The sequence below is a fragment of the Shinella sp. G-2 genome (genome assembly GCF_050172695.1).
Taxonomy (GTDB): Bacteria; Pseudomonadota; Alphaproteobacteria; order Rhizobiales; family Rhizobiaceae; genus Shinella.
In genome coordinates this window covers 34,188-53,777 of record NZ_JBBEYH010000006.1, presented here as the reverse complement: position 1 = coordinate 53,777, position 19,590 = coordinate 34,188, and the positions used below count along the sequence as shown (strand labels likewise).

Annotated in this window: 17 protein-coding genes; 5 read left to right on the top strand and 12 right to left on the bottom strand. The window is 63.9% G+C overall.

What is annotated here, in order from left to right; all coding sequences use genetic code 11:
• Positions 1-92 precede the first annotated feature (92 nt).
• Complete coding sequence (locus V8U06_RS12530) at positions 93-833, bottom strand: SDR family NAD(P)-dependent oxidoreductase (RefSeq protein ID WP_226922532.1); 741 nt, start codon at positions 831-833, stop codon at positions 93-95.
• Positions 834-909: 76 nt separating this feature from the next.
• A complete protein-coding gene (locus V8U06_RS12525; protein ID WP_427140904.1) occupies positions 910-1,590 on the bottom strand; it encodes a GntR family transcriptional regulator in 681 nt (226 codons plus the stop codon).
• A gap of 185 nt (positions 1,591-1,775) precedes the next feature.
• Here V8U06_RS12525 and V8U06_RS12520 point away from each other — a divergent pair, with 185 nt between their 5' ends.
• Both V8U06_RS12520 and V8U06_RS12515 read left to right on the top strand, forming a co-directional pair.
• Complete coding sequence (locus tag V8U06_RS12520) at positions 1,776-2,840, top strand: phosphotransferase (RefSeq protein ID WP_427140903.1); 1,065 nt, start codon at positions 1,776-1,778, stop codon at positions 2,838-2,840.
• 2 nt (positions 2,841-2,842) lie between these two features.
• A complete protein-coding gene (locus tag V8U06_RS12515) occupies positions 2,843-4,159 on the top strand; it encodes an aspartate aminotransferase family protein (protein WP_427140902.1) in 1,317 nt (438 codons plus the stop codon).
• A gap of 52 nt (positions 4,160-4,211) precedes the next feature.
• Here V8U06_RS12515 and V8U06_RS12510 read toward each other — a convergent pair whose 3' ends face one another.
• Entirely contained in the window at positions 4,212-5,219 is a 1,008-nt protein-coding gene (locus V8U06_RS12510) for a LacI family DNA-binding transcriptional regulator (protein WP_427140901.1), read from the bottom strand.
• 135 nt (positions 5,220-5,354) lie between these two features.
• Between V8U06_RS12510 and V8U06_RS12505 the strand changes: the two genes are divergently transcribed.
• Positions 5,355-6,191, top strand: a complete 837-nt coding sequence (locus V8U06_RS12505) for a phytanoyl-CoA dioxygenase family protein (RefSeq protein ID WP_427140900.1) — start codon at positions 5,355-5,357, stop codon at positions 6,189-6,191.
• Positions 6,192-6,280: 89 nt separating this feature from the next.
• Here the strand turns inward: V8U06_RS12505 and V8U06_RS12500 are convergent, their stop codons facing one another.
• Genes V8U06_RS12500 through V8U06_RS12490 form a run of 3 tightly spaced genes read right to left on the bottom strand, consistent with a single transcriptional unit; the run spans position 6,281 to position 9,749 of the window.
• Entirely contained in the window at positions 6,281-6,988 is a 708-nt protein-coding gene (locus V8U06_RS12500; RefSeq protein ID WP_427140899.1) for a sulfite exporter TauE/SafE family protein, read from the bottom strand.
• Positions 6,985-8,385 (bottom strand): amidohydrolase family protein, encoded by a 1,401-nt coding sequence (locus V8U06_RS12495; RefSeq protein WP_427140898.1) that lies wholly within the window; start codon positions 8,383-8,385, stop codon positions 6,985-6,987. Before V8U06_RS12495 ends, V8U06_RS12500 begins: the two co-directional genes overlap by 4 nt.
• Positions 8,382-9,749 (bottom strand): uracil-xanthine permease family protein, encoded by a 1,368-nt coding sequence (locus V8U06_RS12490; RefSeq protein WP_427140897.1) that lies wholly within the window; start codon positions 9,747-9,749, stop codon positions 8,382-8,384. Before V8U06_RS12490 ends, V8U06_RS12495 begins: the two co-directional genes overlap by 4 nt.
• 139 nt (positions 9,750-9,888) lie before the next feature.
• On the opposite strand from V8U06_RS12490, the gene V8U06_RS12485 reads away from it, so the two are divergent.
• Positions 9,889-10,890 carry a LacI family DNA-binding transcriptional regulator gene (locus V8U06_RS12485; protein WP_427140896.1) on the top strand — a complete coding sequence of 334 codons (1,002 nt, stop codon included), beginning with the start codon at positions 9,889-9,891 and terminating at the stop codon, positions 10,888-10,890.
• Between the two features lie 128 nt (positions 10,891-11,018).
• On the opposite strand, the gene V8U06_RS12480 is transcribed toward V8U06_RS12485, so the two are convergent.
• The 6 genes from V8U06_RS12480 to V8U06_RS12455 form a co-directional block, all read right to left on the bottom strand.
• Entirely contained in the window at positions 11,019-11,765 is a 747-nt protein-coding gene (locus tag V8U06_RS12480; RefSeq protein WP_427140895.1) for an SDR family NAD(P)-dependent oxidoreductase, read from the bottom strand.
• Positions 11,766-11,830: 65 nt separating this feature from the next.
• Positions 11,831-12,799: a substrate-binding domain-containing protein gene (locus V8U06_RS12475; protein ID WP_427140894.1), complete on the bottom strand. Its 969-nt coding sequence runs from the start codon at positions 12,797-12,799 to the stop codon at positions 11,831-11,833.
• Between the two features lie 42 nt (positions 12,800-12,841).
• Positions 12,842-13,828: an ABC transporter permease gene (locus V8U06_RS12470; RefSeq protein ID WP_427140893.1), complete on the bottom strand. Its 987-nt coding sequence runs from the start codon at positions 13,826-13,828 to the stop codon at positions 12,842-12,844.
• Positions 13,806-15,329 (bottom strand): sugar ABC transporter ATP-binding protein, encoded by a 1,524-nt coding sequence (locus V8U06_RS12465; RefSeq protein WP_427140892.1) that lies wholly within the window; start codon positions 15,327-15,329, stop codon positions 13,806-13,808. Before V8U06_RS12465 ends, V8U06_RS12470 begins: the two co-directional genes overlap by 23 nt.
• Before the next feature lie 42 nt (positions 15,330-15,371).
• Positions 15,372-16,151 (bottom strand): SDR family NAD(P)-dependent oxidoreductase, encoded by a 780-nt coding sequence (locus tag V8U06_RS12460; protein WP_427140891.1) that lies wholly within the window; start codon positions 16,149-16,151, stop codon positions 15,372-15,374.
• Between the two features lie 164 nt (positions 16,152-16,315).
• A complete protein-coding gene (locus V8U06_RS12455) occupies positions 16,316-18,217 on the bottom strand; it encodes a sigma-54-dependent Fis family transcriptional regulator (protein WP_427140890.1) in 1,902 nt (633 codons plus the stop codon).
• Positions 18,218-18,515: 298 nt separating this feature from the next.
• On the opposite strand from V8U06_RS12455, the gene V8U06_RS12450 reads away from it, so the two are divergent.
• Positions 18,516-19,580: an SDR family oxidoreductase gene (locus tag V8U06_RS12450; protein ID WP_427140889.1), complete on the top strand. Its 1,065-nt coding sequence runs from the start codon at positions 18,516-18,518 to the stop codon at positions 19,578-19,580.
• Positions 19,581-19,590: the final 10 nt, after the last annotated feature.

The following is a 19,590-nucleotide window of genomic DNA, read 5'->3' as shown; positions in this document are numbered from 1 at the left end:
GGTCGCCGCGCCCTTTCCCCTGGGCGTTTGCGACCGATTGATGCATTCCGGTCATTGCCGGTCAACGGGATTTTTTCCCTTTTTGACCGCTGTCAGACGTGCTGCCCTCCATTGATGTGGATTTCAGCTCCGTTGATATAGGAGGACTGTTCCGTGCAAAGGAAATGGATGGTCTCCGCCACTTCACGCGGTTCGCCCAGCCGCCCCATCGGCACTTCCGCGGCGACCAGTTCGTCGGTTCCCGGCGAGAGGATGGAGGTTTCAATTTCACCCGGCGCGATGGCATTGGCGCGCACGCCGCGCTTGCCGAATTCATGCGCCATCTCGCGCGTCAGCGCCGCCAACGCGGCCTTGGAAGCCGCATAGGCGACACCCGCAAAGGGGTGCACGCGCGAGCCGGCAATGGACGTGACGTTGACGATCGATCCTTTGGCCGCTTCCAGTTCCGGCATCAGTGCGCGGGCGATCAGCGCCGTCGAGACAAGATTGACATTGAGCACCTGGGTCCAGACATTCGCTTCGGTATCGATGACGCCGAGGCGGCTCCGGCCCGGCCCCTTCGGCGAAATGCCGGCGTTGTTGACGAGCGCATGAAGCTTGCCGTTCGGCAGCCGCTCGCGCACGGTTGCGGCGAGACGGTCGATCTGGGTAAGGTCTGCGAGATCCGCCTGAATATGGCTCTCGCGGGCTGAGGGCCAGGCGCATTCTTCGGAGAAGGCCTGTCGGGAAACGGTGAGGATGCGCCAGCCCTTGGACTGGAAAAGCTTCACCGTCGCATGGCCGATGCCGCGGCTTGCACCCGTCAGCAACATGTAGCGGCGTTCTTCGGTCATGCACGAGCCCTTCCATTGATGCTTGATACATCGTAATCGGCGGTGAGCGAATTGCAAGCCTCCAGTTCAGGCGCCATCAGGCGCGGCGCGATTTCCCCTCTCCGCCATGCTCGATACGATCGAGGATCGGCTTTCCGCCAAGCAGGATATCGTCGACGATGGCCATGGAGGCGGCGGCGGAATCGTGCCGCTTCAGCGCCTCGACCACCGGATAATGATGGTCGATCATTGCCCGTCCACCCGCCAGATAGGCGTCGGAGATATGCGGCCCCATCTGCAGCCAGAGCCTTCGCAGAATGGTGGTCAGCACGGAAAGGCCGGCGATCTGCGGCAGCATGAAGTGGAAAGCCTGATTGAGTTGTGTGCCCCTCAGACGGTCTCCGGCGGCAATCGCCGCCTCGTTTTCCCGCAGAATTTGCTCCAGTGCGTGGATATCGGCGCTTGTCGCCACCTGCGCGGCCGTTTCCGCGGCGAGCCCTTCCAGGCGGACGCGGATGGCGCGGATTTCCCGGTAGCGGCTTTCGCTGAGGCCGGAAACGCGAATGTCGCGCGGCGAGCGGAAGGTGATGGCCTCGTCATTGGCAAGGCGCAGGATCGCATCGCGGATCGGCGTGACGCTGGTGCCGAACTGCTCGGCGAGATCGCGGATCTTGAGCCGGTCGCCGGGCTGGAAGCGACCCTGCATCAGCGCATCGCAAAGCGCTGCATAGACCACGCTGTTGAGGTTCTCATATTCCAGTGTGGCGAATTCGGGCATGGAACTGATCCGCAAAATCGAATAGGAAGATACTTGATGCATCTTTTTTGACGTGTTTCAAGTATGACTGGCGCCATGGGTATTCTCGGAGAAAGGGACTGGCGTTGCAATGCTGGCCGACGGGCCATCAACAGTGCCTTAGCCATTCTCGATGTCCCGCGGGAGACCGCCAGAACGGAGTAGACATGACGGAACCCGCGCCCGCCGCCAGGAAACCGGATACCGAAAAGCCGGACTCGATGTCTGCGACATGGAGCATGACCGCGATCGCGGATGCCGAAGCCGCCGTCTCCGAGGCCTATGGGCTTGCCGGCGCCGTGAAACGCCTTTCCAGCGAACGCGACGAGACCTTTCTCTTCACCCGCGCTGACGGCACCGACTTCATTTTGAAAATCGCCAACCCCGCCGAGGACCCGGCGGCGCTCGAATTCCAGGACGGCGCCCTGCTGCATCTCGAAGCCGTGGCCCCTGCCGTGCCCGTGCCGCGGCTGGTGCCCACAGTGTCGGGCGAGCCGAGCCGCACGCTGTCCACGGGCGATGGTCCGCGTATCATGCGCCTGCTCACCTTCCTCGACGGTGAATTGCAATACCGCACGCCGGCCTCGGAAATGCAAAGTCGCAATGTCGGCCGGGCGCTCGCCGAGCTCGGGCGCGGGCTTGAGCACTATGACGGTCGCCCGCCGGCGGGAAAGCTGATGTGGGACATTTCCCACACGCTGGATCTTGCCGCCGTCGTCGGCGATGTCGCCGAAGAACGCCGCGCTCAGGTGCAAGCCGTGCTGGCCGAATTCGAGCGGTCGCTGCCGGCCATCGCCGCGCTGGAACGTCGCCAGATCATCCATAACGACTTCAATCCGCACAACATCCTGCTGGATCCGGCCGAGCCGACCAATGTCGTCGGCATCATCGATTTCGGCGACATGGTGCATGCTCCGCTGATCAACGACCTCGCCGTCGGCATCTCCTATCACCTGGCGACCGAGAACTGGGCGGCCCGCACCGGCGCCTTTCTCGACGGCTTCCTCTCGGCGCGCGCCCTGCAGCCTGCCGAGATCGAGCTGCTGCCGCTCCTCATGCGCTGCCGCCTCGCCATGTCGATCATCATCGCGGAATGGCGCTCGTCCCTTTTCCCGGAAAACCGGGCTTACATCATGCGCAACCACGCCACCGCCTGGCGCGGCCTGCAGAACATTGCCGATCTCACTGCGGCCGGGCTGAAACAGCTCGCGCCCAACCTGACCGAGGCCTGATCATGTCGATGGTGAATGCATTTTCGCGCGAGGATTTCGAACGGCTGAGCGAGGCCGAACGGGCGCTGATCGCCCGCCGGGAGAAAGTGCTCGGTCCCGCCTATCGCCTGTTCTACGAAAAGCCGCTCCATCTCGTGCGCGGCGAAGGCGTCTTCCTCTATGACGCTGCCGGCGAGCGCTATCTCGACGCCTACAACAATGTCGCATCGCTCGGCCATTGCCATCCGCGCGTCGTGGAGGCGATCACCCGCCAGACCGCCGTGCTCAACACCCACACGCGTTATCTGCACGAGGGCATCGTCGACTATGCGGAAACGCTGACGGCGACCTTCCCGGACACGTTGAGCCAGGCCATGTTCACCTGCACGGGCAGTGAAGCCAACGATCTTGCCGTGCGCATCGCCCGGTTCGTCACCGGCGGCACCGGCATCATTGCCACGGATCTTGCCTATCACGGCCTGACGGGCGCGGTCGCCGAATTCTCGCCGTCGCTCGGCGAGTCCGTGACGCTCGGCCCGCATGTCCGCACCGTGCCGGCGCCGGACAGCTACCGCCATTCGCCCGAGGAGATGATGGAGAAGTTCGGCCGCGATGTCCGCGCCGCCATCGCCGACCTCAAGCGCCATGGCATCAAGCCGGCCATGCTGATCACCGATACGATCTTCTCGAGCGACGGCATCTTCGCTGGACCCCGCGGCTTCCTGAAGCCGGCAGTCGACGCCATTCGCGAGGCTGGCGGCCTTTTCGTCGCCGACGAGGTGCAGCCGGGCTTCGGTCGCACGGGCGAGGCCATGTGGGGCTTCGAGCGCCACGGCGTCGCGCCCGACATGGTGACGATCGGCAAGCCGATGGGCAACGGCTACCCCATGGCCGGCATCGTGCTGCGGCCGGAGGTCGTCGCCGATTTCGGCCCGAAGGCGCGCTATTTCAACACGTTCGGCGGTAACCCCGTCGCCGCGGCTGCCGGCAAGGCGGTACTCGATGTCATTCGCACCGAAGGCCTGCAGCAGAGCGCGCTGGACGTCGGCCGCCACCTGATGGACGGCCTGAGGAGCCTTTCCGGCCGCTATGGCGCCATCGGCGACGTGCGCGGTTCCGGCCTCTTCGTTGGCGTCGAGATCGTCGCCGATGCGGCCGCCAAGAGCCCCGATGCGACCCTCACCACCCGCATCGTCAACGGCCTGCGGGAGCGCCGTATCCTTATCAGCGCCTCCGGCCCTCGCGCCAATGTCCTGAAAATCCGCCCTCCCCTCGTCTTCTCCCGCGAGAATGCCGACATGGTGGTGGATGCGCTGGGTGACGTCCTGAAGACCCTCTAGTTTGCGGGCTGCGGCTTGACGATGAAGCCCAGCCATGAGGGGCGACCCGCGCTCAGTGCGATTTGCGACCGACCGAGCCCCGGGCGACGAATGTACATCCGACTTTATGCGTGCCGCGGTGCATCGAGCGAGCCTTCCTGGCGAGTTGCTCGATGGCCCAGGCGCCCATGGGGCGGTGCGGAAGCTCCAGGGTCGTCAGTTGCGGACGAAGATGGCGTGAAAGCTCGTCGTCATCGTAACCGACGACGGAAATGTCGCCGGGGATGCGCAAACCCGCCTCACTGATCGCACCGAAACACCCCATCGCCATCTTGTCGTTTTGACAAAAGATCGCCGAGGGCGGCTCGCGAAGCGACAGAAGCTTTTGGGTCGCCTCGTATCCGGAGGTCGGCGTCCAGTTTCCCTCCACCACCAGACGGTCGTCATAGGCGAGCCCGGCCTCTGCCAGCGCCTCGCGATAGCCGGTCAGCCGGTCCTGGGCGGCCTCCATGAAGCTCTCTCCGACAATCGTGCCGATGCGTCTGTGGCCTTTCCGGATGAGAGACGCCGTCGCCATTCGCCCGCCCGTCACTTCATCGGGAACGACAGCGGGAAAGCGGTTGTCGCTGGTGTAGCAATTCAACAGAACCAGCGGCACGGGAAGGTCGTCGAAAACCGGATCGAGCGATACGCGACGGGTAAACACGGACATATAGACGATGCCCTGCGCGCCGGCCTGAAGAAGGCGCGCCAGAGCCTTGCGCTCGTGCTCGGCCCGCCCCTGCGTCTGCGCGACAAGAATGGTCACGTCCTTTTCCCAGGAGGCATGCCGGGCGCCCTCGATGGCGTTGACGGCTTCGGGCGTGGTCGCGAGCTGGTCGACGATGAAGCCGATGCAGCCTTCTCTCAGATCCTCCAGCCCGGCGCGTCGTATGGGACTTGCGAGCCCGTAACCGAGGGTTCGCGCGACATCCAGCACGCGGGCCCGAAGGTCGGGAGAAATCTTGATGTCCATCACGTTGTTGAGGACGACGGAGACCGTGGCCTGCGAGCAGCCTGCCGCCTTTGCGACATCCATCATGGTCACCCGCTTTGTTGTCTGTCGACCGCTCATGCTTCCCCCGTTCCCGTCCTTCTACACCAACTAATAAAAATCGGCCATTGACTAATAATTATTAGTCGCAGTAGCCTTGCCGGAAATCGGGAGGAGAACCGAATGAACACGAAACCGGCATTCGACTACGACATCGCCGCCCAAATGACGCAGCTGACGGCAGACGGCATCATCGGACTGAAGGGTGCTTTCAGCCCGGAATGGGCCGATGCGATGCGCGAGGACATGATGACCGCCTTCTGGGAGGCGATCCAAAGGCCCGGTGGCGCAGTCGGCCGGGGGCCGCGGCGTTGGTATGTCGAAATCCACCCGCAAGCTTTCCGCGGGTTTGTCGACCTCATCGTCCATCCATGGGTGGTGGATGTCTGCACCAACGTGCTCGGACCGGACTACCAGATCGTGGAGATCGGCCTCGACGTGCCGTTCCAGGGCGCGAAATACCAGCCCTGGCACCGCGATTTCCCCTCTCCCGTCGACACCTATCGCGACCGTCAGATCACCTCGCTCGCTTTCAACCTTACCGGTGTCGACGTCACCGAAGACATGGGTCCGTTCGAAGTGGCGCCGGGAACGCAATATGATGACGGTCGCGCGTGGAAGCACGAAATGTTCCCGGACAAGGCGCTGTGGGGGCGTTTCCAGGAGCGCGCCACGCGCAAATACCCCCAACGGGGCGACATATCGTGCCGCTCGGCCCTGACGGTCCATCGGGGCACCGAACATCAGTCCCCGATTGCGCGGCCCGTCATGGTGCTTGGGGTCGACAGGCCGGGCGCCGGACACGCAGAGCTGCACGACATGATGGTGACGCGTGACTGGTACGATGCACTTCCCGAAATCGCCAGGAAACACCTCGTCTGCCGCGTCGTCGACGAGCTCGTGCCGATCAGCCAGAAACACGACATCGAAGGTCTGGTGATGGGGGCAGATCCAAGCTGACCGATTTGGCCGCGTCGAGGCTGGCAAACCGGGGCTCTCCAAAGAGAAGGAAGGCGAAGAGCCGGCGCGAAGCCTTGGCGTCAAACGGTTCAGCGCAAGATAAGGAACAATCCGCTCACGATGGCGAATGCGAGGACGCCGAGCCGCAGCCCGCGCCCGCCGATGCGGTGATGCGCCAGCCGGGAAGCAGCGCTGCCCAGGAGGACCGGCGGCGTCAGGTAGAGAGCGGCAAGCAGTTGCTCCGAGCCGATGCGCCCCGAAAAGGCCAGCACCACCAGCGACATGATCTCGCCGACGAAGAAGCAAAGCGCGACCGTCGCCCTCAGGACGGGCGCTTTGGCATGCTGGTAGAGGAGAGCGAGCGGCGGCCCGCCGATGCCGGTCGCGGTTTCGGTGACACCCGTGAACAGGCCGACGCCCAATGCGCTCGGCTTGTTCGGCGAGAAAGGCGGGGCGACCAGCGCGGCGCCTGCGGCAACCACGGTGAAGATGCCGACGGCAAGGTCGAGCTGGTCGACCGAAAGGGCCGCCAGCAACCAGAGGCCGGCGAAGGTCCCCGCGAAACGCCCGATGCTGATCCACGTCGCGCCCGACCAGTCGACATGGTCGCGCTCGCGAACTGCGACGTGCAAGTTGAGCGGCAGCATCAGCAACAGGAGGGTGACGGGCAGGAGTTCTGGTTTCAGCATGCCGACGACAGGCGCCACGATCAGCGCGAAACCGATGCCGAGCGATCCCTGGATGAAGGCTGAAACGAAGGTGACGACCGCCAGGATGGCGATAAGATTCATGCTCATTGGTACTGTCCGAGACCTCGATGGGCTTGCGAAACGGGGTGGATACGCTGGATCGGAGCCTTGGCGATGGCCGCTGCCGTATCGCCGCGAACCTCTGCCAGAAGAGCACGCGCATCCCAGTCGACGGGCCAGCCCTGCCAGAGCCTGAGCTGCCCTGCCGTGAAGACGGCGTCGATCTGGTCGCGGTTGCCGTAACGCACGAGCTCCCACATCAGGTCGTGCGAAGGCGTGAATTCGGGCCGGTCGAGATCGACGAGCAGGAAATCGGCCGCAAGGCCGTCGGCAATCGCCCCCGTCACGCCGGAGAGGCCGGCGGCGTTCGCCGCGCCCGCCGTCGCCCGGTCGAGCCAGAGCCAGCCGCCGCCGCAGGACGAATCCCCTGTGGCGAGGCCGAAGCCGGCACGCTGCAGGCCCTCGCCCGCGTCCATCAGCCGGAAGCCGTCCGCACGCGTTCCGTCCGTGCCCAGCCCGAAGCGAATGCCGAGCGCGGCCATCTGCAGGGCCGGCGCCACCGCATTGCCCTTCCAGAGGCTCGCCACCGGATTGTAGGCGACGGCGGTATCGGTTTTCTGAAGGAGATTGAGTTCATGCGGCGTGATGAGCGTCGAATGCGCGAGCAGGACGTGAGGGCCGAGGGCGCCGAGATGCCCCAGATGCTCGATCGGCCGGCGCCCCCGCGCCACAAGCGAACGCTCGACGGCGACGAGATGTTCGTTGACATGGGTCTGGAACACCACGCCGTTCGCCGCCGCCATGTCGGATACCGCCTTCAGCATCCCGTCGCTCGCCGCTTCCGGAATGGAGATCGCCAGCGACGGATGGATCAGCGGGTCCTGCCGGTAGGTCGACAGATGTTCCCCGGCCTGGCGCAGGATGACATCGGCTTGCGGTATCTGGGCGGTCCCCCCAAGATCGTTGCAGATGAAGCCGACGACGCTGCGAAGCCCGACCTCCCTTGCGGCCCGCACCAGCGCGCCGACATGGCCCTCGGAGCGGGTGCCGGCATCGACGGCGGTGGTGAAGCCGCCGCGCAGGCATTCGAGCGCCGCGAGCTTCGCCGAAAGATAGACCATACGCTCGTCCAGGCTGCCCTCCAGCGGCACCCAGATCCGCCGGAAGATTTCGGAGGGTTCTCCGAAGACCAGCGACTTGCCGAGCGACTGGGTGAGATGCGTATGGGCATCGACGAAGCCGGGCATCAGCAGATGATCTGGCAGGTCGACGGGGATCAGATCCGGATAGTCGCGGGCCACAGCCTCCACCGTATAGACCCGGTGGAAAATCCCGGCGCGCACGAGCACCGCCATGCCGGCACGCGGCCCTTCCGGCAGCAGGACCTGACCGGGATGCAGAAGAAGATCGCCGGTTCTGGAAAGATTTTCACGGATCGCGCTCACTCGCTGGCTCCTTGGGCGGTGGATTGCAGGGAAGGCGCCGTCTCCGCGGAGTTCCGGTTGGCGCCGTGGTGGGAGAAGAAGGCGTTGACGATGACGGCCGTGATGGTGCCTGCGGCGAGCCCATTGCCGAGGATCATCTGGATCCACTGCGGGAACTGGCTGTAAACGCCGGGCACCAGGATCGGCAGCAGACCGATCGACAGTGCGGAGGCCAGTGTGAACATCGGTCCGTGCTCGCGCAGATCGACGCGGCGCAGCAGGTCGATGCCGATGACGCCGATGATGGAGAAGACGATCACCGCCGTGCCGCCGACAACGGCCTCCGGCAAGGCTGTCGCCATGCGCCCGATGGGCGCGAACAGGGCGATCACCACGAGGATCGCCCCCGCCATGGCCGTGACGTAGCGCGACTTGACGTTCGTCGCCCGCACGATACCGACATTCTCACCGCTGGTGATGATCAGCGACGTTCCGAACAGGCCGCCGACCAGCGACATCAGCGCATCGCCGCGGATCGTCGCCGGAACGATGGCGTGTGCGTCGCCGCGCCGCCCGACGATCTCGGCCGTCGCGATGGTCTGCCCCGTCGCCTCCGCCATGGAAATGATCGAGAAGACGATCAGCGGAATGGCGGCGATGAAATCGAACTTCGGCATGCCGAAGGGGAAAAGCTGCGGAACGGCGATCACGGGGCCGGAAAGCACGCCGGACATGTCCATATGGCCGAGCGCGAATGCGACGAGCGAGCCGCCGACAAGACCGAGCATGACGGCGAGCCGCTGGAGCGTGCCGGAAAAGACGCGCGCGGCGACGATGGTGAGAACGATGGTGATAAGGGCGAGGCCGACCTCGATCGGCGCGGCGAAACCCTCCGTTCCGGGCTTGCCGGTGATGGTCACGCCGTAGATGCGCACGAGGTTGACGGAGACCAGCAGCAGCATGGTGCCGACGACGATGGGCGGGAAGTAGCGCAGCAACCGGCGGAAGACCGGCAGGGCAAGAAAGTAGAACAGTGCCGTCATGATGACGGCCCCGACCGCCGTCTGCACGTCGGTCTGCTGCGCGATGGCAAGGAAGATGGCGATGGGGGCGCCGCCCGGCACCATGATGAAGGGCAGACGCGCGCCAAAACCCTTCGGCCCGAAGCTTTGCAGCATCGAGCCGATGCCGCAGACAAAGAAGGTCGCGCTGATGAGCGAGACCGTCACCGTATCGCTAAAGCCGAGCGCCTTGCTGACGAGAAAGACAGCGGTGATGGGCGAAGCGGCCATCACCAGCACATGTTGCAGGCCAAACAGCGCGAGACTGCGCAGCGGCAGCCGCTCGTCGGCCGGATCGACCAGTCCATTCAATTCATTCTGCATGATTTTCTCCTCCCGGCCTCCTCAAGCCGATTATGCAAATCGTTTTGCATGGCGCATTTCGTAGCACGGAATTTTTGTTTTGCAAATCGTTTTGCGTGATGAGCGCTTGCGTGCTAGGACGAGGGGCACTGGAGGGGCCATGGGAAAACCGACAATCGCCGACCTTGCGAAGGCCGCGGGCGTATCCGTTACCACCGTTTCGCACGCCTTCAGTGGCCGGCGCCATGTCGAGCCGGAGACGCGCAAACGCATCGAGGCGCTCGCCCGGGAGATCGGCTATCGCCCGAACCACCGAGCGCAGCGCCTGCGCACCGGCCGGGCTGGCTCTATCGCGCTTGTCTCCTCCATGCCCTTCGCCGTGGCCGCTGGCCCTTCCCGGCTGGGCTTTCTGATGGAGATCGCCGCCGCCGCCGCCGTTACGGCGTTTTCGCGCGGAATATCCCTTTGCCTCGTGCCGCCTCTCGGGCCCCGCGACAGCCTCGATGCGCTCGAAGTGGACGGCGCGATCGTTGTGGAGCCCGAACGCGACGATCCGGTCCTCGATTTCTTTTCCGATCGCGGCGTGAACGTCGTGTGCATCGGTCGCCCGCCGGGCCGGGAGGATATCCCCTTCGTGGATCTGCAGAGCGGTGCGACGGCGCAGCTTCTGCTCGACCATCTGTTTTCCGGGGACGGTCACGTGGGCCTGATCACCGGGCAGCAAAGACGCAATTCCTATATCGAGATGGAAGCCGCCTACGCGTCGCGCGCCGGCGCCTCTCCTGTCGCTATCCGCATCGATGAACGGGGTGGTGAGCAGGCTGCCGCGGAAGCCGCCGAACGGCTCCTGCGCGCGGACCCCTCCCTTTCGGCCCTGTGTGTGCCGGTCGATGCCTTCGCAACCGGCGTTCTGGACGCGGCGCGGGCTGTGGGCCGCCGCGTTCCGGAAGACCTTCGCCTCGTCACCCGTTATGACGGCATGCGCGCCAAGCTGGCGACGCCTCCCCTCACCGCGGTCGACCTTCACCTCGATCAGGTGGCCGCCGCGGCGGTCGACATGCTTCTTGCGCATCTGGAAGACGGAGCGACGGTGCCATCGGCAATCTCTCCGCCGACCCTGGTGCTCCGGTCCTCGTCAGCAATCTCGCCGAGATCCGGTTAAGCGCCCTTGTCTCGTAAGGGTTGCGTTCGAAAAACCTCAGACGCGGGGCTCGCTCGTCTCGAAAAAAAACGGGCGGCGTATGTTCGCGGCCCGAATTTTCCAGGTGTCCTCGACGCTTCTGCAGCCAGTCAGACCGCCGTGAAGCCGCCATCGACAGTCATTTCCGAGCCTGTCATGTAGGACGCGCCGTCAGACAGGAGGAAAGCCACGGCCTCGGAAACCTCCCGCGCCTGGCCGATCCGCCCCATGACGGTGACACCCACCAGCATGGCGTGTTTGCTTGGGTCTGCCTCGAATTCTGCCGTCATCGGGGTGGAAATCGTGCCGGGATGCACGGAATTGACGCGAATTCCGAACTTTGCATAGTCCACGGCGACGCCCTTGCTCAGCAGGCGGATGGCGCCCTTGGTGGCGCAATAGGCGCTCATGCCCTCCATATTCGCAACGTAGCCCGAAATCGAGGAGACGTTGACGATGGATCCGCCGCCGGCAGCCTGCATGGCGGGCAGCACGTGTTTACAGCCGAGGAAGGTGCCTTTGACGTTGATGTCGAAGAGCGCGTTCCAGTCGGCCATGTCGATTTCGGGTACGGGCTTGCGGATGAGGATGCCGGCATTGTTCACCAGCCCGTCGATCCGGCCGAAGTTTTCCATCGCCCAGGCGATGCAGGCTTTCCAGGCCGCCTCGTCCGTGACGTCAAGGGTGCGGAAATGCGCCTTGCCGCCCGCCGCGACGATATCCTGCGCGACCTCCTCCCCCCGCCTGTCCATGTCGGTAATCAGCACCGTCGCGCCCCGCTCGGCAAAGAGCCGCGCATGCGCCTCTCCCATGCCCTTGGCCCCGCCGGTGACGAAAATGACCTTGTCCTTCAGCATTCCTTTGTCTCCCTGATTTTTCCGGAGTTCAGCCGGAAGAGGCCCCTCTCCCGGCCGCGCCGCATTCAATTCTTCAAGAATTTGTCTGCATTGGCCGGGGTGACCTCGATCCACGGCACATCATATTGCTTGGCCGTGCCGCCGGCCCATGTCATGTCGGACTGCCAGATATCGGCCTTCGGCTCATAGCTTTCACCGATGACGGCGCGCAGCGCGAGATCGAGTGCACCCTGCCCCTCGTGATGAGCGGACTTGTAGAGCGTGAAGAGACCGTTCGATTTCACGGCGCGGATACCGTCCTGGATGCCGTCGATCGCCACCACCTTCACATTGGCTGTGCTGAGTCCCTTGCCCTCGATCGCCTGGATGGCGCCGAGCGCCATTTCGTCGTTCTCGGCGATCACGCCGTTGACGGCATCGCCATAGAGCGAGAGCCAGTTCTCCATGACAGCTAGACCTTCTGCGCGAGACCAATTGGCCGTCTTCGCGGCAAGCAGCTTCAAGTCGGGGTTCTTTTCCAGCACGCCGTCGATACCCTGGCGACGCAGGAGCTGGGGCGAATTGCCGATCGGCCCTTCCAGGATGACGACATTGCCCTTGGCCTTCAGCTCGCTTGCCATGTGCTCGGCGATGATGCGGCCACCGTCCACGTCATTCGTTCCGATATAGGCGAACATCTGGTCGGAATTTGCCTTGGTGACGGCTCCGACGACAGGGATGCCAGCCGCGGCGGCGCGACCGACGGGGGCCGCCGCCGCATCGGCATCGATCGGCGAGAAGATGATGGCGTCGACGCGCTGGGTAATTAACGTGTCCATCTGGTTGCTCTGCACTGAAGCGTCGAAACGTCCATCGAGCACCGTGATCTTGACCGTGCCGTCCTTGACGAGCGGGTGCTGTTCGATTTCGTTGACGAAGGTCGACATGTATTCCGGCAGCCCGAAGGGCATCAGCGCGATACGGTATTGCGACCAGGCGGCATTCGAAGACAGCAGCGTCAGCGCCGCCGCCATGAGAGTGAGTTTCAGTTTCACAGACATATCCTCCCGAGGTTCTGTGTTGGGTTGAAAGGGGAATTAGCGGCGGCGGCCAACGTCGAGCAGCACGGCGCCGACGATGATCAGGCCCTTGACGACCTGTTGGTAATAGGAAGAGATTCCCAGTAGATCCAAGCCGTTGTTGATCGTGCCGATGATCAGGGCGCCGAACACCGTACCGATGAGGGTTCCCTTGCCGCCGGAAAGGCTGGTACCGCCGATAACGACAGCCGCGATGGCATCAAGTTCATAGGCGATGCCGGCCTGCGGTAGGGCCGCGGTGGAGCGGGCCGTCAGGATGACGCCGGCCAGCGAGGCGAGCACGCCCGATACAATGTAGGTGAGCGCGGTGACACGGCGGGTCCTGACGCCATTGGTGATCGCCGCCCGTTCGTTGCCGCCGACGGCATAGACATGGCGTCCGAAGACGGTATAGCGCAGCACGAACCAGCACACCGCGAAGACGAGGGTGAGCGCCACGATCGGAACCGGTATGCCCAGCACCGCGCCATTGCCGAACCACAGGAATTCCGGCGAAAGATTCGAAATCGGCCGCCCGTCCGTGTAAATGAAGGTGAGGCCGCGCGCGGCGCTCAGCATGCCGAGCGTCACCACGAAAGAGGGTACGCGCAGATAGGCGGTGACCGTGCCATTGACGAGGCCCGCGAGGAAACCGGTGGCAACGCTCGCCACCAGCGCGACACCGATGAAGGCATTGTCGGGCGTCACGGCAAAACTCGCCGCCACCGCGCCGCACAGCGCCATGACTGAGCCGACCGACAGGTCGATGCCGCCCGCCAGGATGACATAGGTGACACCGATCGCCAGGATGCCGTTGATCGCCGTCTGCCGGATAATGTTCGTCCAGTTGTTCCAGGTCAGGAAGAACTCGCTGGACAGGCTGAGCCCTATGCACAACAGCAGGAAGACGATCAGGATACCCTGATTGTGCAGGACGTTGCGGGCGATGCTCGAAAACTGGAATGCAGCGGGATCGCCCGCCTTACGGATGGTTTGACTGTTCATGGGTGGTCTCCTCCCCCTTGAAGCCGACGCTCAGGGATGCTTCGTGCAAGAGCGTTCGCAGGTCGGATTGGGCTGCGCGAACGAAACGCTTCAGCCGGCCTTTCTTGAAAATCGCGATGCTGCCGCAGAGCTGCAGCAATTCCGGCGCCTCGGAAGAGCAGACGAGCACTGCCCCGCCATCCGCCGCGAAATCGCGCAGGAGCTGGTAGATCTCCTGCTTGGCGCCCTCGTCGATGCCGCGGGTCGGCTCATCGCAGATCAGCACCTTGGGATGGGAGGCGAGACACCGCGCCACCACGACCTTTTGCTGGTTGCCACCGCTGAGCGCCCCGGCCTTGAGGCCGTCACCGGCGGCGCGCACGGAAAGACGGCGCATCAGGCCGGCGCTCAGCGTCTTCTCCCGTCCGCGCGCGATCATGCCGAAGCGCGCCAGCCCACCGAGCACCGGCATCGAAATGTTGTGCCGAATGGAGGCCTCGAGATTAAGCCCGGTCTCTTTGCGGTCCTCGGTCACCATCGCAAGACCATTCGCAATCGCGATGTCAGGGCGCTGGGCCGGCAGGACGGTTCCACAGAGCTTGACCACGCCGTCGCTGCGCGCGCCGATGCCGTAGACGGCATTGAGGAATTCACTCCGGCCCGACCCCATCAGCCCGTAAAGGCCGGTTATGTCGCCGGCGCGCAGTTGCAGGCTGATATTCTGGAACTGATGGCGATGCGTGAGGCCCTCCACATCGAGCAGGATCGGCGCGTCTTCCTCCTTGGCAGCCGCGATGTCGCTGCGTGCCGGCAAGTCGTGGCCAACGATGAGTTCCACCAGATGCCGGCGGTCAATATCGGCCATTGCGCCACTGGTGATGTAGCGGCCATCGCGGAAGATCGTGTAGCGATCGGCGATCTCGAACAATTCCTCCAAACGGTGGCTGACATAGATGACGCCGACACCACTGGCCGTGAGACGCCGGATGGCGTCGAACAGGATTTTTGTCTCGTGTTCACCGATCGCCGACGTCGGCTCGTCCATGATGAGGATGCGTGCATTGCGGCTGATCGCACGCGCAATCTCGACGAGTTGGGTCTGGGCGAGCGAAAGCTGCGCCATCTTCTTCGCGGCGTCGACGTCGAAGTGGAGCTCGGCCAGGAGTTGGCGCGCCGACCGCAACATCGCTGCATGATCAACGAGACCGCCCCGGCGGGGCTCGCGTCCGAGAAAGATGTTCTCGGACGCGGTCATGTCGGGCACGGGCGAAAGCTCCTGCGTGATGATGGCGATGCTTTCCTGCAAGGCCTCCGCCGGAGAGCGGAAATTGACCTCCCGGCCATGCACGCTGATGCTCCCGTCATCCCGCTGGAGAAGGCCCATCAGGATGTTGAGGAAGGTTGATTTGCCCGCGCCGTTGCCACCGCACAGTGCAAGCACTTCCCCGGCCGCCAGCGTGATCTCGCCGTTGACGAGAGCGGGCACCCCGTCGAAGGATTTGGAGACGCCCCGCGCCTCCACCAGTAACTGGTTCATGGCAGACCTCCGCTGCGCCTTGATGGATCAGCTTGCGAGGTAGCCGCCGTCGATGACCAGTTCGCTGCCGGTCATGTAAGAAGATTCATCCGAGGCGAGGAACAACACGCCATTGGCGATCTCCTCCGCCTTGGCCGGGCGGCCGAGCAGAGAGGGCCCGAGCAGCGCCTTGGTGGCGACCGGATCGGTGACGATATCCTTCGACAGATGCGTGATCGTCAGGCTCGGATGCACGGAGTTGACGCGGATGCCGTCCTTGGCCACTTCCGTCGCCGTCGCCTTGGTTAGGAGGCGGACGGCGCCCTTCGAGGCAACATATGCGACGGCGTCGGGAAAGCCGACAATGCCCCAGTTCGAGCTGATGTTGATGATCGAGCCTCCGCCGGCTTTGCGCATCAGCGGAATGGCCGCGCGCGAGCCAAGGAAGACGCCCTTGGCATTGATGGAGAAGGTCTTGTCCCAGGCGGCGCCGTCCGTGTTCTCCGTCGTGCCCGAGAGATAGATGCCAGCGTTGTTGACGAGGATGTCGACCTTACCGAAACGTGCCTCGATCGTCTCCCGCAGTTTTGCCCAATCGGTTTCCGAGGCAACGTCGAGGACATGGAATTCCGCCTTGCCGCCGGCCGCCGCGATCTCGGCGACCACCTTCTCGCCGTCTTCCCGGTTGATATCGGTTACGATGACCGTCGCGCCTTCCGCCGCCAGCCGCAGCGAGAACGCGCGCCCCATACCGAGCGCACCCCCGGTCACGATCGCCACCTTGCCTGCAACGCGGCCGTGGACTGTGGTGTTTTCATTGTTCGACATCGGATGCTCCTCCTTGCTTGCCTGACGATGATCGCCAGCCTCGCAAGAAACACAGCAGGAACCGTGCCAAATTGGAAAACTATTTTATTTCAATAACTTATTGGAATTTCCCGTGTCGCAGGCAAAAGCGGAAGAAACAGCGGCGTGTCGCAGCTGCGACACGCCTAGGGAGCCGAGGCCATGCGGATGAGACCGAGTGCCGCAATCCGGCGGTGCAGCGTCGCGCGCGAAATGCCGAGCCGCTGGGCGGTCAGTTTTACGTTCCAGCCGCTCTGCTGCAACGCAAGCTCGATGATCCGACGCTCATCGCCAGCCGCGTCAACGGCCCCTGTGCCGTTGGCATTGAAGGGCGGCGGCAGGTCGCGCACGGAAATTGTCGCCGTTTCGGCCAGCGTTGCCGCGAAACGCGCCACATGCTTGAGTTCCCGGATGTTGCCGGGCCAGGGATAGGCGAGCAGGATCTTCAGAACGGCCGGATCGATGTTTGCATCGGGAATGCCGGCTTCGGCTGCCTCACGCAGCAGGAAGCGTTCCACCACGGCATGTTTGTCTGAACGGGCCCGGAGCGGCGGAACGCTCAAGGTCGCACCGCTGAGACGGAAGAACAAATCCTGGCGGAACCGTCCCTCGTCAACGAGTTTCGGGATATCGTGCAGGCTCGCCGAGATGAGCGAGAACTGCACCCTCGTCTGCTCCGTTGCGCCAACGGCGACGAACTCGCCATCGGACAGCACCTGCAAGAGGCGCGTCTGGAGCGCAAGCGGCATGTCGCCGATCTCGTCGAGGAAGAGCGTGCCGCCATCCGCCTCGGCGATCCTGCCCTTCGATCCATGTCGGGATGCTCCCGTAAAGGCGCCGGGGCGATAACCGAACAGCTCACTCTCGATCAGTTCCGGCGGAATAGCCGCGCAGTTGATCGACACGAAAGGCCCTTTCGACCAGGCGCCCGCCTGATGCAGCGCCTTGGCGAGTGCCGTCTTGCCCGCGCCCGTCTCACCCTGCAACAGAACCGGTAAACGGCGGTCGACGAGTTTCTGCATGCGCGCGACCTGCAGCATGATCGCCGGATCGTCGCCGACCAGCACCTTCAGATCCGGCGTCGCTGAAGCCGTCTTGGGAAGGACACGCGAAGATGTCGCGGCGAGCGCCGGCCGCTTGTCGCTATCGGCGAGGCGGATGAAGAACCGGTTGCCATTCACCTCGATCGCTGCCGAGTCGCCGCTCGAAAAGACGTTGCGGCCCGCCCCGGTGACATCCATCAGGGACTGTCCGATCAGCGCCGTGTTCTTGCGCGACATGAAGCGCAGGACATCCGGGGTCGCGTCGACGATGCGCCCGGACGGATCGAGCGCCATGCGCATCTCGTCGCCGACATCGGAAAAATCTTCGTATTGCGAGACGCGCAAGAGCTCCCGCCCCGTATTTCGCCGGGCAAAGAAACGGTTCTCGATCCGTCGCGCTGCACGGCGCACGACCTCGCTGACGATCGCCTGCACGGAATGATCGCTCGGCCGGCCCGTGCTGAGATTGAGCGCGGCCGCCACCTTGCCGCCGCCCCCGAAGATAGGCGCCACCGTGCAGCTGAAGTCTACCAGCCGCTCGTCGAAATGGTTGTCCATGACGATGGACACCGGCTTGGCCTCCGCAAGACAGGTGCCGATCCCGTTGGTGCCCTGCAATTCTTCCGACCAGATTGCCCCGAGGATCAGGCCGGAATCGGCGCATTTTCCCCCGGACGGATTTTGCGAACGGAACAGCACTGTGACACCGCGCCCATCTGTTAGCGAAACGATGTAGTCATGTGCGACGAAGCGGGTGAAAAGACGCTCCACCTCCGGCATCGCCACCGCAATCAGGTCTTCCACCTGTTCCTGATAGCTCTTCAGCTCGTTCTGGGTGACGATGGTCGGAAAGGCCACCCTGTAGGGGTCGAGGCCATAGCGTTCGACACACCGTTCCCAGGAAGCGACGACGCGTGACAGGTGCGGCTGGTTGGCACCGTGTAGCCTGCCGGATTGGCCAATCGCCGAGATGATCGTCTTCGAATGGTTCGTTGTGGCGCTCATGAACGTCCTCCCGACGCGCGCAACAGGTATCTTGCGAGCCTTGCGCCTCACGCGCGGATTGTCAGCTTCCTGTTCGCGGCGTCAACAGCCTTCCTCTTGATCCCCAATACCATGCGGAAGCGGTCTTCGCCATTTCACATGTCGCTCATATGGGCTCACCGCCCCCTGCAACACGGACTGTGTCGCAGGAGTGTCGCGCTGCGACAGCGCTGGCCGCGGCGCGCCCTCATTTTCCGGCGGCGAAGGAGTTGGCACGGAACCTGCACTGCCAACGGCAGTATTGCCTTGGAGGAAATGCATGTCGAAGAAGGCCCTTGTCGTCGGCGCCAGTGGCGTGATCGGCCACGCCGTCATCCGATATCTCGAAACCTGTTCCGATTGGGACGTTGTCGGTGCCGCCCGAAACGGTGCGCCTCCCTTCATGTCGGGCGTCACCTGGCTCGAAGCGGACCTGACGGACCGGGCGGCCGTTCTTGCCCACCGGAGCGCTCTTTCCGGGATCACGCACGTCTTCTACGCGGCCTATGTCCCCGACCGCGACCTTGCCGAGGAGGCGCGCCGCAACGCGGCGATGCTGGCAAACCTGCTGGAGGCTCTGGCCATCGTCGATGCGCCAGTCGAAAGGGTGGTGCTCTTCCAGGGCGGCAAGGTGTATGGCCTGCATCTCGGCCCGGTCAAGACGCCGATGCGCGAAGACGATCCACGCCATATGCCGCCAAACTTCTACTACGATCTCGAGGATACCCTTGCCAGCCACTGCGCCCGCCAAGGCTGGACCTTTGCCTTGCTGCGGCCGGACATCGTGCTCGGCGCCATTGCCGGCAAGTCGCTGAACCTTGCCATGGTAATCGGCGCCTATGCGGCGCTCTGCCGCGAACTTTCCGTGCCTTTCCGCTTTCCGGGCTCGCCTGCCGGATACCGTGTGCTGATGCAGGCGACCGACGCCGATCTTCTGGCGCGGGTCAGCATATGGGCCGCAACGGCTCCGATCGCCGCCGGCCAGGCCTACAACGTGACGAATGGCGATCTCTTCCGCTGGGAGCAGCTCTGGGCGAGCCTTGCGGACCACTATGGCCTCGATATCGGCCCTCCGCTCTCGATCCGGCTGGTCGACCATATGCGTGACAAGGCTCCGCTCTGGTCGGCAATGACGCAGCGCTACGCCCTCAATTCAACGCGGTACGAGGACGCCATTCCCTGGAGTTTCGGCGACTGGGTCTTCCACACGGGTTTCGACGTCGTCTCCGATCTCACCAAGCTTCGTATTCACGGCTGCCATGACATCCGCTCGACCGAGGCGACCCTGATCGAAAAGATCGGTCAGCTCCAGGCCAAGCGTCTCATTCCCCCTCTTCAACGCTAAAAGGAACCGA

Bases quoted from the DNA above. Each gene is read 5' to 3' on its own strand.
- V8U06_RS12530 (WP_226922532.1), bottom strand. From the start codon at position 833: ATGACCGAAGAACGCCGCTACATGTTGCTGACGGGTGCAAGCCGCGGC.
- V8U06_RS12525 (WP_427140904.1), bottom strand. From the start codon at position 1,590: ATGCCCGAATTCGCCACACTGGAATATGAGAACCTCAACAGCGTGGTC.
- V8U06_RS12520 (WP_427140903.1), top strand. From the start codon at position 1,776: ATGACGGAACCCGCGCCCGCCGCCAGGAAACCGGATACCGAAAAGCCG.
- V8U06_RS12515 (WP_427140902.1), top strand. From the start codon at position 2,843: ATGTCGATGGTGAATGCATTTTCGCGCGAGGATTTCGAACGGCTGAGC.
- V8U06_RS12510 (WP_427140901.1), bottom strand. From the start codon at position 5,219: ATGATGGATGTCGCAAAGGCGGCAGGCTGCTCGCAGGCCACGGTCTCC.
- V8U06_RS12505 (WP_427140900.1), top strand. From the start codon at position 5,355: ATGAACACGAAACCGGCATTCGACTACGACATCGCCGCCCAAATGACG.
- V8U06_RS12500 (WP_427140899.1), bottom strand. From the start codon at position 6,988: ATGAGCATGAATCTTATCGCCATCCTGGCGGTCGTCACCTTCGTTTCA.
- V8U06_RS12490 (WP_427140897.1), bottom strand. From the start codon at position 9,749: ATGCAGAATGAATTGAATGGACTGGTCGATCCGGCCGACGAGCGGCTG.
- V8U06_RS12485 (WP_427140896.1), top strand. From the start codon at position 9,889: ATGGGAAAACCGACAATCGCCGACCTTGCGAAGGCCGCGGGCGTATCC.
- V8U06_RS12480 (WP_427140895.1), bottom strand. From the start codon at position 11,765: ATGCTGAAGGACAAGGTCATTTTCGTCACCGGCGGGGCCAAGGGCATG.
- V8U06_RS12470 (WP_427140893.1), bottom strand. From the start codon at position 13,828: ATGAACAGTCAAACCATCCGTAAGGCGGGCGATCCCGCTGCATTCCAG.
- V8U06_RS12460 (WP_427140891.1), bottom strand. From the start codon at position 16,151: ATGTCGAACAATGAAAACACCACAGTCCACGGCCGCGTTGCAGGCAAG.
- V8U06_RS12455 (WP_427140890.1), bottom strand. From the start codon at position 18,217: ATGAGCGCCACAACGAACCATTCGAAGACGATCATCTCGGCGATTGGC.
- V8U06_RS12450 (WP_427140889.1), top strand. From the start codon at position 18,516: ATGTCGAAGAAGGCCCTTGTCGTCGGCGCCAGTGGCGTGATCGGCCAC.